This window comes from Arthrobacter sp. WCS2018Hpa-7, assembly GCF_031843805.1.
GTDB lineage: Bacteria > Actinomycetota > Actinomycetes > Actinomycetales > Micrococcaceae > Arthrobacter.
On the sequence record NZ_JAVTJB010000023.1, the window covers coordinates 64,726 to 78,140 of the forward strand.

The window sequence follows — 13,415 nt, forward strand, 5'->3', positions numbered from 1 at the left end:
CGTGTATTGGCCGCCTTCGGCGACGTGTCATCAGTGGTCAATTCAGCCTCCTGTTGGGAAGTCCAGTAACGCCCGGGGGAAGGGGAGGAAGCCCCGCGAAAGTGCAGACCATGTCGGACCAGGCCTCCAAGTGCGCCTGGACGTCAGCGCTGGCTGGAGTCCAGGAAGCGCGAAGTTCAATATCTATGGTGTCCGGGCGTTCGGACAGTGTGCCGAAGCTCTCGGAGAGGATCCTTGTTGCGGTGCCGCCCGCCGCGCGATACGGGGCTGAATGGTTCTCCAAGGCGTCCACCAACCAAGTCCAAGCGACTGAGCCAAGCATGGAGTCGTTGCCCATCTCTGCGTCCATTTGGGCCCGGATGTAGGTGACAATCCGGAACTCACCTTCCCACACCGGTGAACCATCCGGATCGTAGAGGAGGATGAAACGGCCAGTGGCCAGTTCGTCGTCGTCCTCGCTCGCCGGCGTGTTCGCCTGGCTCGCTGCGAAGGCCTTGGCCGCCGGCCCGTGAACGGGTACGCGACGCGTAGCCGCAGTGGGGCTGAAAACTTCCGCACCCAAAGCCACCGCGTACGGGGCCAGCCGGGCGGGCGCAGGGATCTCATCCAGCCGCAATTCACTGCGGCATTGGGCTTTTCGTAGTGTTCCCAAGGCGACGAGAAAGTCCGAGGGAACCTGTGCGAGGGCGTTCACCCTCGCAGGTTATGCTTCCGGGGCGGCGAATCCCAGCAGGCTCGCCGCCCCGGATGCGCGGCGGTTACAGGGAGGCCAGCTCCCGCTCGATGGCCGCAACGAAGGCGTCGATGTCTTCCTCTGTGGTGTCAAAGGAGCACATCCACCGGACCTCGCCCCTGGCGGCGTCCCAATCGTAGAAGGCGAAGGACTTGCGCAGGCGGTCAGCTACACCGGCCGGGAGGATGGCAAAGACCCCGTTGGACTGCGTCGCCTGGGTGGGCTCCACGCCGTCGATCGCTTCAACGGCCGTCCGCAGGCGGGCGGCCATGGCATTGGCGTGGGCGGCGGAACGCAACCACAGGCCATCCTCCAGCAGGGCAATGAACTGGGCTGAAATGAAGCGCATCTTCGAGGCGAGCTGCATGTTCATCTTGCGAAGGAATTTCAGGCCATCGGCGGCCTCCGGGTTCAGCGCCACCACGACCTCGCCAAAAAGAAGCCCGTTCTTGGTGCCGCCGAAGGACAGGATGTCCACGCCGGCGTCGCGGGTAAAGGCGCGGAGTGGGACGTCCAGGTGAGCGGCGGCGTTCGCCAGCCTTGCGCCGTCCATGTGAAGCTTCATGCCCTTGGAATGGGCGTGGTCGGCGATGGCCCGCACTTCATCCGGTGTATAGCAGGTACCGAGTTCAGTGGTTTGGGTGATGGAGACAACCAGCGGCTGGGCGCGGTGCTCATCGCCCCAGCCCCACGCTTCACGATCAATGAGCTCCGGGGTGAGCTTGCCGTCCTCGGTGGGAACCTGAAGGAGCTTGATCCCGCCCACCCGCTCGGGTGCACCATTCTCATCCATGTTGATGTGTGCTGTGGAGGCGCAGATCACCGCTCCCCACCGGGGAAGGAGGGATTGCAGGGCAAGGACGTTGGCGCCGGTGCCGTTGAAAACCGGGAAAGTCTCGATGCCCGGGCCGAACTGCTGCTCCAGCACCTCCTGCAGCCGTGCGGTGTACACATCTTCGCCGTAGGAGACCTGATGCCCGCCATTGGCGGTTGCCAGTGCGGCGAGGATCTGCGGGTGCACGCCGGAGTAGTTGTCGGAGGCAAATCCACGAACCGATGGGTCATGGAGTTGGCTGTGCCCGACCATTCCGTCGGCGCTGTTGGCGCGGTGGATGGCCTCTGTTGTGCTCGTCACTTGTTCATTCACGCTTTCAAGTCTATTTGGCCAGCAGGATGCGCTGGCCGTTGAGGTTTGCAGCCGGTTCCTCGAACAGGCCGACGACGGCGGCCGCCAGGTCCTCGACGTCCGTGTAGCCGGGGAACCTCCTGTCCGGATGCGCGGCACGCATGGCAGAATCCACCAGGGCTTTGACCACGAAGATGACGGCTGCGCTGTGTTGGGCTTCTGACTGCTGCTGATGGTCCGGCGGGCTGTCGGCCTGTGCACGGCGGAACCCATCAGCCACTGCCAGGGTCCAGGCTTCAGCGGCAGCCTTTGCCGCGGCGTAACTGGCGGCAGCGGCAGTGGGGACTGACGCGGTAGTGGAGGAGATCATCGCGAGCCGGCCGTGCGGGGATGCCTCGAGCTGGCTGTAGAACACGCGGGAGACGTTGCGCAGGGTAGTGATCGCGCCCCGTTCCATGGCATCCCAATCCTCATCGGTTTGGTCTTCAATGCCCTTCGCGCCGCGCCAGCCACCCACCAAATGGATGACTCCGTCCACTTTTTCAACGCCGTGGCCGGAGAGCCCGTCCGCGAGGTCGCGAACCGCATCATACGAAGCGAGATCGCACACCACGGGTGTCACTTTGTTGCCGGCCTCATTCGCCGCGGCCTTGATCCGAACGTCGTCCGACCCCACAGTGAAAACCCGGTGACCGGCGGCCCCCAATGCCCGCGCCGCAGCTATGCCGGACGCGCTGCTACCGCCGGTCACAAGGATGTTCAGAGGGGGCATCAGGCGGCCGTCGCGCCGGTGATGCCTGTGGTGGATTCGATCACGGGGCGCATTTTCTTCTCCAGTGCTTCGTAGAACATGGACAGCGGGAACTCGTCGTCAAGGACTTGGTCGGTGAGCCCGCGGGGAGGGCCGTCCAACGGCAAGGCATCCGGACCCTTGGCCCACACCGACGCCGGGTGGGCAGTTACCGTGCCGGAAATGAGCTCGTATGCGGCCAGCCAGTGGGCGGCCTTTGGGCGGTCGATGGAGCGCCAGTAGAGTTCTTCGATCCTGGCTCCGAGTTCAACCACTACTGCAGCGGCATCCTCCCAGTCAATGGAGAGCTTGCTGTCCGTCCAGTGAAGGACGTGATGCTGGTGCATCCACGCGAACAGGAGTTGACCGCCGAGTCCGTCATAGTTGCGGACGCGGCTGCCGGTGATCGCGAAGCGGAAGATCCGGTCAAAGATCACGGCGTACTGAACGAGTTTCGCGTGCTTGCGTGCGTCTGGATCTGCGTTCTCATCCTTTTCGATGAGGACGGACTCGCGGAACGCGGTCAAATCGCAGCGCAACTCTTCCAGCGAGTAGAGGAAGAACGGCATCCGCTGCTTGATCATGAACGGATCAAAAGGCAGATCGCCCCGCATGTGGGTGCGGTCGTGGATGAGGTCCCACATGACGAACGTGCGCTGGGTGAGTTCCTGGTCCTCGATCAACTGGGCTGCATCCGCGGGAAGCTCCAAGGACGTGGTTGCTGCTGCTGCCTTGAGGACGCGGCGGAAGCGCGCGGCTTCGCGGTCGGCGAAGATGGCGCCCCAGGTGAAGGTGGGGGTTTCGCGCACTGCAACGGTTTCGGGGAAGAGCACCGCGGAGTTGGTGTCGTACCCGGGAGTGAAATCGATGAACCGGATGGGGACGAAGAGCTTGTTGGAGTACTCGCCTGCTTCCAGGCCGCCGATGAACTCCGGCCAGATGACCTCGATCAACACCGCTTCGACCAGCCTGTTGGTGCTGCCGTTCTGCGTGTACATGGGGAAGACCACCAGGTGTTGGAGGCCGTCAACGCGAAGTTCCTGGGGCTGGAACGCCTGCAGTGAATCCAGGAAGTCCGGTACGCCGAAGCCGCCCTGTACCCACCGGCCGAAGTCCTCCACCAGCAACTCCAGGTACCGGGCGTCGTGGGGGAACAGCGGAGCCAAAGCTGAGGTGGCTTCGCAGATCGTTGCTACGAGCGCTGCTGCCTCGCCGTGGGCAGAAGGATCGGCGATGGAACCGTCCTGTTCCTGGTGTGCTTGGAGTGCTGTGGCAGCGGCCTTCAGCGATGTCCACTCTGCGTTGTCGGCGGTGACGCGCGGGAGGGTGGAGGTGGCGGTTGTTGTCATGGAGCTGGGCCCTTTCCGAAGTAGTGATTGCTTCTGGGCCGAGCGTAGCAAGCGCACAGCGTTGCTAATCGTAAAAAGACCTGAGCATAAGTAACTCTTGCCCATTGGGTGTTCCTGCACTGGTCAAGGTCCAGCGCCCCTCGCTTCTGCCGGAGAGCATCTCCGGACGGACCATGCCAAGGGCCGGCCCGTCCGGACCCTGTCAGCTCTCGTCCGGCTTTATCAGCCGAAGCGAAACAGAGTTGATGCAGAACCGCTGATCCGTGGGCGTGCCGTAGCCCTCGCCCTCGAAGACGTGCCCCAAATGCGAATCACAGTTGGCGCAACGGACCTCCACCCGCTCCATCCCCATGGTGCGGTCATGAAGATAGCGGACCGTGCCTTCAGCCAGGGGAGCCCAGAACGACGGCCAACCGCAGTGGGAATCGAACTTCTCCTTGCTGGTAAACAACTGGCTGCCACAAGCACGGCACTGATAGACGCCCTCCGTGTGGATGTCCCAGTACTCGCCGGTGTACGGCCGCTCGGTTCCCGCCTGCCGGAGAACGCGGTATTCCTCGGGGGTCAACTCCTCGCGCCACTGGGCATCGCTCTTCTCCTCAGGCGCAGAAGTTGTCTTGCTGGTGTTCTCGGGAGTGTTCATGTCTTGTGCAACGCTCACGAGTCGCCGATAAATCCCGAACCCGCGTACAGGTGGAGTACCGGAAGTCCCAATTGATCCTGGGCTTTGTTGGCCCAGTCGGTGTGGAACGTATCAGCGATGGCATGGGGGCGCGTGACCACCACGGCCTGGGCGGCATCGAGTGCGCGCACCTTGGCGACCAAGCCGGCCACAGCACCGCCGTCGACGACTTCACCCGTGACGCCGCCACCCAAGCCGGCCAACGCCGCCAAGGAGGCAGCGAGCGTCTCCGACGCTTCAGCACGCTCCTCCTCTGGATCCGGCGACTGCGCTGTCAGTTCGCGGAACGCCTTGGCAATATCGAGCAACGAAAGATTTTCCAGGAAGTCCACCAGGAGATGTCGCTCGGTATTGGCGGGTACCAGGACAACAAGGGGTGCGTCGCCGCCGTCCACCAGTTTTGCGATGTTGACGCGGTCGTCGGGGCCAAGGGGCTCTTCAGTCAGGATGACTATGGGATCACTCATGGCTACAGCGTAGTCCTGCCTAACCGGAGTCCGCAGGCTTTGGCGCCGATTACGGGCACAGGTGCGCCGCGCGCTCCGCACCTGCACCTGGCAACGCCAAGGAGCAGCAACAATGGAAGCATGGCATCGACAAACCGGACAGCGAGCGACGCTGCAGAGAACAAAATGTCCCTCCGCACCAAATGGGCCATTGGCGGTTTCCTCGCCGGCGGCACCCTCGCCGGTCTGCTGGGCGCCGGGTCCTCTGCGCTCGCCGTCTACTTTGCCCGCCGCGTCATCACCCCGGCAGCCCGTCACCAGGACCAGGAGGTCCTCGCCGTCATCCGGGGAGACAAGGGGCCGCAGGTCATCCTCGCCGCTACCCCGGACGCCACCATAGACGGCGTGTTCAGCCTGTTCTTCGCCGGCGGCCACGGACACGCGCGGATTGGCCGGATCGTGTCCTATTCTCCGGCAGAGCAGACGGTCCTCCGCGAGGTTGAAGAGGTCTACAGCGGCAATCTGGCAGAGGCCCGCCGTGGCTGGTGGAGCGGAGCCACCTACCCGGACCCGGCATCGATCGGCCTTGCGGCCGAGGATGTGGAGATAGAGGTCGACGGCGGGCTGGCGCCGGCGTGGTTGGTCCGCGCCGATGCTTCCGCTCCAGCTCCGGTCTGGGCGATCATGGTGCACGGACGTGGCGCCACACGGCTCGAGGGCCTCCGGGCTGTTCGTATGGCGCGGAGCCTGGGACTGGACAGCCTGCTCATCTCCTACCGCAACGACGGCCTCGCCCCTTCGGCCCTTGACGGGCGCTACGGCCTGGGATCCACTGAATGGCGGGACGTGGAGGCTGCCATCGACTACGCCTTGGAGCATGGGGCGGAGGAGATCGTGCTCTTCGGGTGGTCCATGGGCGGGGCGATCAGCCTTCAGACCGCCGATCTCTCCAGGCACCGCCACCTTATCCGGGCCCTGGTGCTGGATGCTCCAGTGATCAACTGGGTCAATGTCATGGCACACCATGCCCAAATGAACAGGATTCCCTACACTGTGGGGCGGTATGGGCAGTTGATGCTCGGTCACCCGCTGGGGCGCAGACTGACCGGCCTCGCGGCCCCAGTTGACCTCAAGGCCATGGATTGGGAAGCCCGCGCCATTGAACTGCGAACGCCCACGCTGATAATCCACAGTGTTGACGACGACTACGTTCCGTTCGGGCCGTCCGCCAGCCTCGCCGAGAAGAACCCGGAGATGGTGACCTTTGAACCCTTCAGCGGCGCGCGGCACACCAAGGAATGGAACGTGGACCCGGAACGGTGGGAACGCGTGGCGCATGCGTGGCTGCAGCGACAGTTGGCTCCCCGGAACAATCCTGGACAGGCCGCGGCTGAAGGGACGCTGGATGGTGCGGGCCCTGCTGGCAGGCCCCGGCCGGCTGGCGGGTAAGGGCTCAACGGCTAGGGTCGGCGCCTGGTGTCAGCCTTTGGCTGGTCGGGAGGTCCCGATGACCGCAACGGCGGCCTTGGTCAGCCGGATCAGGTCTGCCGGAGCAAGTTCGATGTCCAGCCCGCGACGGCCCCCGGATACCAGGATGGCGGCAAAGCCCAGGGCTGATTCGTCCAGGACCGTGGGGGAGGGCAGCCGCTGCCCAAGAGGAGATATACCTCCCAGTACATAACCGGTGCGGCGCTCAGCGGCCTTGGGGTCGGCCATGGCCGCTTTCTTGGCTCCCATGGCTGCAGCAACCGATTTCAGGTCCAGGTTGCCTGACACGGGGACAACGGCTACCGCCAGTTTGCCTTCGACCTCCACCATGAGTGTCTTGAAGACCCTCTCCGGTTCGATGCCCAGGACCTCTGCTGCTTCCATGCCATAACTGGCCGCGGCTGGATCATGGGAGTACGGGTGAAGCACAAAAGGAACGCCGGCCGCAGCAAGAGCTGCAGTTGCCGGCGTTCCCTGTGAAGCCATCTTCTTGGCCATACCGTGTGGTGACGCCTTTCAGTGCTCTGGCGGACTCAGTGCTCCAGCCGGCTGGCGGCTGCAACTTTGCGCTTGATGCGGCCGAGCATGGCAGTCATTCCCCGCATACGCAGGGGAGTGATGGCACGTGTCAGGCCCAACAGTTCGGGCATGTCGTCCGGAACAGCAAGGATCTCTTCGGCGGTGAGACCGTCGAGGCCCTCGTGCAGGACGCCGGCGAAGCCGCGGGTGGTCGGCGCCTCCTGGGGAGCCTTGAAGAAGAGCCGGTACTTAGGGGCACCGGCAGGATCCTTCTCAGACTCGATCGTCAGGAACAGCGGAGACTGGCATTCCACAACCTGCTCCAGCAACTCAGGGTGATCCTTCAAGCGCTCCGGAAGCTCCGGAAGACCCCTGGAGAACTCAAGCAGGAGTTGCAGACGGTCAGGCTCCGTCAGTGCCTGGAAGTCATCGACGATTTCCGCCAGAGCGGTAGGCAAAGTGTACGTACTCATCTCTTCCAGCTTACGCACAACCGCGGGGATTGCGCTCTGTATGCCGCAACACTACGGGGTCCTCCGGACAGTGGTGGATTCACGCAAAGACTAGTTGCGTGCGAAGGCTGCCGGTACGGAACCGCGCTCTGCACCCTTGACGATGGGAACGCGTACGGCGTTGCCCCACTCTGTCCAGGAGCCGTCGTAGTTGCGCACAGTATCGAACCCCAGCAAGTACTTGAGCGCAAACCAGGTGTGGCTTGAGCGCTCACCGATCCGGCAGTAGGCCACGACGTCGTCGCCGGCTGCGAGCCCGGCCTCACCCAGGTACAGGGCTTCGAGTTCTTCGCGGCTGCGGTAGGTTCCGTCTTCTGCAGCTGCGCGGGCCCACGGAATGGATGCGGCCGTGGGGATGTGGCCGCCACGGAGTGCGCCCTCTTCCGGGTAGGCCGGCATGTGGGTGCGCTGTCCCGTGTATTCCTCGGGGGAGCGCACGTCGATCAAGGGGTTTCCCAGGTGCGCCAGGACATCTTCCTTGAACGCGCGGATGGGAGCGTCGTTGCGCTCTACTTCCGGGTATTCGCCGACGACGGGCTGTGAAGTTTCGGTGGTCAGCTCGCGGCCTTCGGCGATCCACTTGTCGCGGCCGCCATCCAGGAGGCGAACGTCCTCATGGCCGAAGAGAGTGAATACCCAGAGGGCGTAGGCAGCCCACCAGTTGGACTTGTCGCCGTAGATGACAACGGTGCTGTCACGGGAAATTCCCTTTGTCGCTGCGAGGGCGGCAAAAGCGGGGCCGTCGACGTAGTCGCGGGTGACCTCATCGTTCAAATCGGTGTGCCAGTCGATTTTCACGGCTCCCGGGATGTGGCCGGTCTCGTACAGGAGGACGTCCTCATCGGACTCAACCACGACCAGTTTGCCGTCGGCTATAGCGCCGTCGGCAAGCGCGGATGCGAGCCATTCGGTGGAGACAAGGCGTTCGGGGTTCGCGTACGACGCGAACTTTTCGTTCTGTTCAACGGGGTAGGACATGGTGATGGCCTTTCACTGACAACGGACGGGAGCCAGGCCGCGGGAGGTGGTGCAGGTGCCAGCCCGGCTGCTCCCAACACTAACCACGGGGCGCCGGGAATGCTTCCCTGCGGTCACACGATGAAACATGGGCTTGGTCACGTGTCCCGCCGGGACCGCCCGATGCCGGTATTCTTGCTGGGGACCTAATACCGAATGAACGGACCACCGTGGTACAGATCGAACAACTGGCTGCCCGCACACCGGCAGTCTCCGTGGAGGAACTCCTCAAGGGTTTCTACCCCTCTCCGCGATTCGGAGAGGTATCGTTCGACAGCTACCGTCCCGACCCCTCGCAGCCGAGCCAGGCCAACGCCGTGAAGCTCCTCTCGGCCTTCGCCGACGGGGTGGGATCAGAAGACAACGGCGGCATGTTCAAGAAACTCTTCGCCAAGAAGGCGCCCGCCACCCGGGCAGGAATCTACCTTGACGGCGGCTTCGGCGTCGGCAAGACCCACCTCCTGGCTTCCTTGTGGCACAGGTCGCCCGGACCCAAGGCCTTCGGTACGTTCGTGGAATACACCAACCTGGTTGGTGCGCTCTCATTCCGCAAGACCGTGGAGGCACTGAGCAGCTACAAGCTGGTCTGCATCGACGAATTTGAACTCGATGATCCCGGCGACACCGTGTTGATGTCCCGCCTGATGCGTGAACTGGCCGACGCCGGCGTCAAGCTCGCGGCCACCTCCAACACCCTGCCTGGTTCGCTGGGTGAGGGACGCTTTGCCGCCGTCGATTTCCAACGCGAGATCCAGGTTCTCGCGGACCAGTTCGATGTCGTGAGGATCGACGGCGAGGACTTCCGGCACCGTGGATTGCCCGCAGCTCCGGCGCCGCTGAAGACCGAAGAACTCAAGCACCGCATGAAAGCCGAATTTGCCGGCAAGACCGTGGCTGTGGACGACTTCCGCACGCTGGTCAACCATCTGGCCGCGGTTCACCCCAGCCGCTACCGTCAGCTCATCTCCGGCGTCGAGGCCGTGGTGTGGAGCGACGTCGAAACCATCACGGAACAGGCAGTAGCCCTCCGCTTCGTAGTGCTGGCTGACAGGCTTTATGACAAGGATGTGCCCATCCTGGCCAGCGGCGTCCCCTTCGACAAACTCTTTACCGAAGAGATGATGACCGGCGGTTACACCAAGAAGTACTTCCGTGCTGTCTCCAGGCTGACCGCCCTTGCCCGTGAGGCGCAAAACCACGAGCCCGCCTGATTCACGCTTTGTGAACAGGCTCGCGGCTCTTGAGCACCCATCGCACCAGGATGCCTCCGGCCAACGCCCAGAACGCTGCGCCGACTCCGGCGAAGCTGAGGCCTGACGCTGCCAGCAGAAAAGTAATGCAAGCTGGAATGCGTTCCTCCGCCACAGCCAGTGCTGAGGAGATGGAGGCTGCCAGGGTTCCAAGGAGTGCGAGGCCGGCGACGGCTTCCAGAAGTCCTGAAGGGGCTGCGGCCACCAACGTCACCAGCGCCGCGGAAGCCGCGGCCAGGACAAGGTAGGCCAGTCCGGAGACGAACGCTGCGATCCAACGCCTGCCGTGGTCCTTGCCTGCTTCCTCTCCCGCGGCCAGTGCTGCGCTGAGCGCGGCGAGGTTGATCGCGTGGCCGCCGAAGGGTGCACCGACAATAGTGCCCGCGCCAGTGACCAGCATCGAGGGACGCCATGGAGTGGTGTACCCGAACGACTTCAGGACTGCGACGCCGGGAATGTTCTGCGACGCCATGGTGACGATGAACAAAGGCAATGCCAGCCCTACGGCAGCCTCCACGGAGAAAGCAGGAGTTGTCCACTCAAGCTTTGGCACGAGGCTGTGAAGGGGTACCTGAACGCCGTTGGAGACTATGTGGATCCCGATGACGGCGAGGGCAACCAGCAACGACGCCGGGACAGACCAGCGCGGTGCAAACTTCATCAGCACAACCCAGCACAGGACCACCGGAGCAATGAGGAGCGGGGCCGAACCCAACGACTTGAAGGGCGCCAGGCACAGGGGGAGCAGGACACCGGCAAGCATGGCTTGCGCCAGCGCGGTGGGGATCCTGGCCATGAGGCGCCCCAATACCGGCAACAATCCCGTCAGGACGATCAGTACCCCGACCATCAGGAACGCACCCACGGCAGCCGGCCAACCGCCGTCGACCATTCCTGCGGAGGCGAGCAGCGCAGCCCCGGGCGTGGACCACGCGAGCGTCACCGGCATCCTGGACTGCCAGGACAGCCACAGGATCCCGAGGCCGAAGGTCAGGGTGAGCGCCAGGAGCCCGCTGGATGCCTGGGCCTGGTTGGCCCCCACCGCTTGCAGGCCCGCCAGGACTACCGCGAACGATGAAGTGAAACCCACCAATGCTGTCACTATGCCGGCGGTGATCGGCGGGCCCAGTGTCTCCCGGCTGGAATTGTGGTGAGTGGTGGGTGGGGAGACGGAAGGCATGAAGTCCAACGTACCCGACCAGCCGGGGCGGCCGTCACCTGATTTCCAACTCAGGCGGCTCAGCGATCTGTCGGTTAAACGCCAAGGGCACCGGTGTCGCCTCTCGGCGGGACCGGTGCCCCCTTGACGTATCTGGTACGGCGGCTCAGGCAGCTATGGCTGCTTCGGCTCATCCGTGACGGGAGCCTGTCCAGGCTGACCGTCGTTCTTAGCCACGAAGTCGGAAGCGGCGTTCTGGACTTTGTCGACGTGACCGGCATACTTGCCGCCCGTCTTCTCGTCCACAAAATCCCCGGCCTTTTCGATGCCATTCTTGATGGCTTCTTCGTTGCCTTGAATGAGACCCTGAGCCTTGCCCTTCAGGTCGTCAATTAAACCCACGGGCACCTCCCTTCCATCGCGGAGCCAGTTCGCTCCTCCGCGTCCGACCCTAACACCACTTGCCTGGGGTGCCAAGGGTTCCGGACGGGGCTGTGGACAAACTATGCCAACGGCTTACTTTGCACCTTGTGGCGCGGGCTGTCCGGGTTCATGAGTGAGTGCCTGCGACCGTACGCGAAGTAGATCACCAGGCCGATGACCAGCCACGCTCCAAACCGGACCCAGGTTTCCCAATGCAGCTGGAACATCAAGAATCCGGAGGCCAGGACACCGAAAGCGGGGACGATCGGCATGAAGGGCAACCTGAAGGTCCGCGGAGCGTTCGGCTTGGTGTAGCGGAAGACAATCACGGAAACGCAGACCACCACGAAGGCGGCCAGGATACCGATGTTGGTGAGGTCGGCGACTTCCTTGATGGGGAAGACGCCGGCAAGGAAGGCCGAGGCAACGCCGGCGATCCACGTCACACGCTGTGGCGTGCCGTGCCGGTCCGTCTTGGCGAACCAACCGGGCAGCAGGCCGTCGCGGCTCATGGAGAACCACACGCGGGTGACGCCCAACAGGAAGGTCAGCATGACGGTCAGGATGGACAGCACGGCGAACACAGAGATGATGGTGGCAATGACGGGCAGCCCGACTCCCTGGAACGCCGAAGCGAAGCCGGCCGTGGGGTTGATGTCCTTGTAGTTCTGCATGCCGGTCAGGACCAGCGTGGCAGCTACGTACAGGAGCATGGCGATGATCAAGGACAGGATGATGGCCTTGGGCATGTGCTTCTTGCCGTCCTTGGCCTCTTCGGCCGCTGTGCTCATGGCGTCATAGCCGAAGACAGCGAAGAAGACCGTTGCGGCGCCGGCGATGACCGGACCGAAGCCGCTGGGCATGAAGGGGTTGTAGTTTTCGGTGTTGACGTAGAAAATGCCCAATCCGATGATGAACAGGATCAGGATGACCTTGATGGCCACCGCTACAAGTTCGAACCGGCCAAAGGCCTTGGTTCCACGGCTCAGGATCCACGTGACCAGAAGACAGACCAGGATCGCCGGGAGGTTGATGATGCCGCCCTTGCCCTCGTCGGCAGTGGACGTCATCCAGGTTGGCATGTGGATTCCGATGCCGGAGAGGAACGCGTCAAAGTAGCCGGAGATGCCGATGGCCACCACTGCCACGATCGCGATGTATTCCAGCAGCAGATCCCAGCCGATGAACCAGCCAATGATCTCGCCAAGGGCCACATAGCCGTAGGTGTACGCCGAACCGGCGCGGGGTATCATCCCAGCGAATTCAGCGTAGGAAAGCGCGGCTGCGCCGGAAGCCAGACCGGCGATCAGGAAGGAAATCAGCACTGCCGGGCCCACGCCCGGAGTTCCCTCGCTGCCATGGGCTACCAGCCCGGCAAGGGAGAAAATCCCGACGCCGATAATTCCGCCGACGCCGATGGCCGTCAGTTGCCAGAGGCCAAGACTCTTGAATAGTCCGCTTTGCTTGTTTTCTTCCTCAATGTCGTCGATCGGCTTGCGTCTCAGGACGGACTTGGAAGTCGTCTGTTGATTCATGGGGGTACTCCTGCCAGTTGGCGTGGAACGGTGATGAGCTCGCAGTACATTATGCGAGCCGAATCACATTAGATAAAGCGAATTCTTCTGAGGGGTATCAGTTACTTCACGTAATGAGTCGGCGATAAGCCAAAATTGGGCACAAAAAAAGCAGCTCCGGGGAGCTGCTTTTCTTTTCTGGAGCGGACGACGAGATTCGAACTCGCGACATCCACCTTGGCAAGGTGGTGCTCTACCAGCTGAGCTACGTCCGCACATGTTGTCTTCCGGGCTGATGCCTGGCCTTCAACAACAAACAAGTTGCCTTGTTTTGGTGGGCGATACTGGGATCGAACCAGTGACCTCTTCCGTGTCAGGGAAGCGCGCTACCGCTGCGCCAATCGCCC

At 63.1% G+C, this 13,415-nt stretch carries 14 protein-coding genes and 2 tRNA genes; 2 read left to right on the top strand and 14 right to left on the bottom strand.

What is annotated here, in order from left to right:
• Positions 1-37: 37 nt before the first annotated feature.
• The 6 genes from RQH14_RS19620 to RQH14_RS19645 form a co-directional block, all read right to left on the bottom strand.
• Positions 38-694 carry a DUF3000 domain-containing protein gene (locus RQH14_RS19620; RefSeq protein ID WP_311214803.1) on the bottom strand — a complete coding sequence of 219 codons (657 nt, stop codon included), beginning with the start codon at positions 692-694 and terminating at the stop codon, positions 38-40.
• A 64-nt stretch (positions 695-758) separates the two neighbouring features.
• Entirely contained in the window at positions 759-1,820 is a 1,062-nt protein-coding gene (locus RQH14_RS19625; RefSeq protein WP_311214815.1) for a low specificity L-threonine aldolase, read from the bottom strand.
• Between the two features lie 70 nt (positions 1,821-1,890).
• Positions 1,891-2,631: an SDR family NAD(P)-dependent oxidoreductase gene (locus tag RQH14_RS19630; RefSeq protein WP_311214804.1), complete on the bottom strand. Its 741-nt coding sequence runs from the start codon at positions 2,629-2,631 to the stop codon at positions 1,891-1,893.
• A complete protein-coding gene (locus RQH14_RS19635) occupies positions 2,631-3,998 on the bottom strand; it encodes a DUF6421 family protein (protein WP_311214805.1) in 1,368 nt (455 codons plus the stop codon). Before RQH14_RS19635 ends, RQH14_RS19630 begins: the two co-directional genes overlap by 1 nt.
• A gap of 202 nt (positions 3,999-4,200) precedes the next feature.
• The gene (msrB, locus tag RQH14_RS19640; protein ID WP_311214816.1) at positions 4,201-4,641 is read right to left on the bottom strand and encodes a peptide-methionine (R)-S-oxide reductase MsrB; all 441 of its coding nucleotides are present in this window, start codon (positions 4,639-4,641) and stop codon (positions 4,201-4,203) included.
• A gap of 14 nt (positions 4,642-4,655) precedes the next feature.
• Entirely contained in the window at positions 4,656-5,147 is a 492-nt protein-coding gene (locus tag RQH14_RS19645) for a hypothetical protein (protein ID WP_311214806.1), read from the bottom strand.
• A 120-nt stretch (positions 5,148-5,267) separates the two neighbouring features.
• Here RQH14_RS19645 and RQH14_RS19650 point away from each other — a divergent pair, with 120 nt between their 5' ends.
• The gene (locus tag RQH14_RS19650; protein WP_311214807.1) at positions 5,268-6,575 is read left to right on the top strand and encodes an alpha/beta fold hydrolase; all 1,308 of its coding nucleotides are present in this window, start codon (positions 5,268-5,270) and stop codon (positions 6,573-6,575) included.
• Positions 6,576-6,605: 30 nt separating this feature from the next.
• On the opposite strand, the gene ybaK is transcribed toward RQH14_RS19650, so the two are convergent.
• The 3 genes from ybaK to RQH14_RS19665 form a co-directional block, all read right to left on the bottom strand.
• Positions 6,606-7,112, bottom strand: a complete 507-nt coding sequence (gene ybaK, locus RQH14_RS19655; protein ID WP_311214808.1) for a Cys-tRNA(Pro) deacylase — start codon at positions 7,110-7,112, stop codon at positions 6,606-6,608.
• Between the two features lie 35 nt (positions 7,113-7,147).
• The gene (locus RQH14_RS19660) at positions 7,148-7,606 is read right to left on the bottom strand and encodes a SufE family protein (protein WP_311214809.1); all 459 of its coding nucleotides are present in this window, start codon (positions 7,604-7,606) and stop codon (positions 7,148-7,150) included.
• A gap of 90 nt (positions 7,607-7,696) precedes the next feature.
• Positions 7,697-8,623 (bottom strand): sulfurtransferase, encoded by a 927-nt coding sequence (locus tag RQH14_RS19665; protein ID WP_311214810.1) that lies wholly within the window; start codon positions 8,621-8,623, stop codon positions 7,697-7,699.
• 209 nt (positions 8,624-8,832) lie between these two features.
• On the opposite strand from RQH14_RS19665, the gene zapE reads away from it, so the two are divergent.
• Positions 8,833-9,873, top strand: a complete 1,041-nt coding sequence (gene zapE / locus RQH14_RS19670) for a cell division protein ZapE (protein WP_311214811.1) — start codon at positions 8,833-8,835, stop codon at positions 9,871-9,873.
• A gap of 1 nt (position 9,874) precedes the next feature.
• Here the strand turns inward: zapE and RQH14_RS19675 are convergent, their stop codons facing one another.
• From RQH14_RS19675 to RQH14_RS19695, 5 genes are all read right to left on the bottom strand, one after another.
• Complete coding sequence (locus tag RQH14_RS19675) at positions 9,875-11,092, bottom strand: benzoate/H(+) symporter BenE family transporter (protein WP_311214812.1); 1,218 nt, start codon at positions 11,090-11,092, stop codon at positions 9,875-9,877.
• Positions 11,093-11,245: 153 nt separating this feature from the next.
• The gene (locus RQH14_RS19680) at positions 11,246-11,479 is read right to left on the bottom strand and encodes an antitoxin (RefSeq protein ID WP_026540338.1); all 234 of its coding nucleotides are present in this window, start codon (positions 11,477-11,479) and stop codon (positions 11,246-11,248) included.
• 95 nt (positions 11,480-11,574) lie between these two features.
• A complete protein-coding gene (locus RQH14_RS19685; RefSeq protein ID WP_311214813.1) occupies positions 11,575-13,029 on the bottom strand; it encodes an amino acid permease in 1,455 nt (484 codons plus the stop codon).
• A 178-nt stretch (positions 13,030-13,207) separates the two neighbouring features.
• A tRNA-Gly gene (locus RQH14_RS19690) sits at positions 13,208-13,283 on the bottom strand.
• 57 nt (positions 13,284-13,340) lie between these two features.
• Positions 13,341-13,415, bottom strand: a tRNA-Val gene (locus RQH14_RS19695).

Bases quoted from the DNA above. Each gene is read 5' to 3' on its own strand.
- RQH14_RS19645 (WP_311214806.1), bottom strand. From the start codon at position 5,147: ATGAGTGATCCCATAGTCATCCTGACTGAAGAGCCCCTTGGCCCCGAC.
- RQH14_RS19675 (WP_311214812.1), bottom strand. From the start codon at position 11,092: ATGCCTTCCGTCTCCCCACCCACCACTCACCACAATTCCAGCCGGGAG.
- RQH14_RS19660 (WP_311214809.1), bottom strand. From the start codon at position 7,606: ATGAGTACGTACACTTTGCCTACCGCTCTGGCGGAAATCGTCGATGAC.
- RQH14_RS19665 (WP_311214810.1), bottom strand. From the start codon at position 8,623: ATGTCCTACCCCGTTGAACAGAACGAAAAGTTCGCGTCGTACGCGAAC.
- RQH14_RS19685 (WP_311214813.1), bottom strand. From the start codon at position 13,029: ATGAATCAACAGACGACTTCCAAGTCCGTCCTGAGACGCAAGCCGATC.
- msrB (WP_311214816.1), bottom strand. From the start codon at position 4,641: ATGAACACTCCCGAGAACACCAGCAAGACAACTTCTGCGCCTGAGGAG.
- ybaK (WP_311214808.1), bottom strand. From the start codon at position 7,112: ATGGCCAAGAAGATGGCTTCACAGGGAACGCCGGCAACTGCAGCTCTT.
- RQH14_RS19635 (WP_311214805.1), bottom strand. From the start codon at position 3,998: ATGACAACAACCGCCACCTCCACCCTCCCGCGCGTCACCGCCGACAAC.
- RQH14_RS19630 (WP_311214804.1), bottom strand. From the start codon at position 2,631: ATGCCCCCTCTGAACATCCTTGTGACCGGCGGTAGCAGCGCGTCCGGC.
- RQH14_RS19650 (WP_311214807.1), top strand. From the start codon at position 5,268: ATGGCATCGACAAACCGGACAGCGAGCGACGCTGCAGAGAACAAAATG.
- RQH14_RS19625 (WP_311214815.1), bottom strand. From the start codon at position 1,820: ATGGTCGGGCACAGCCAACTCCATGACCCATCGGTTCGTGGATTTGCC.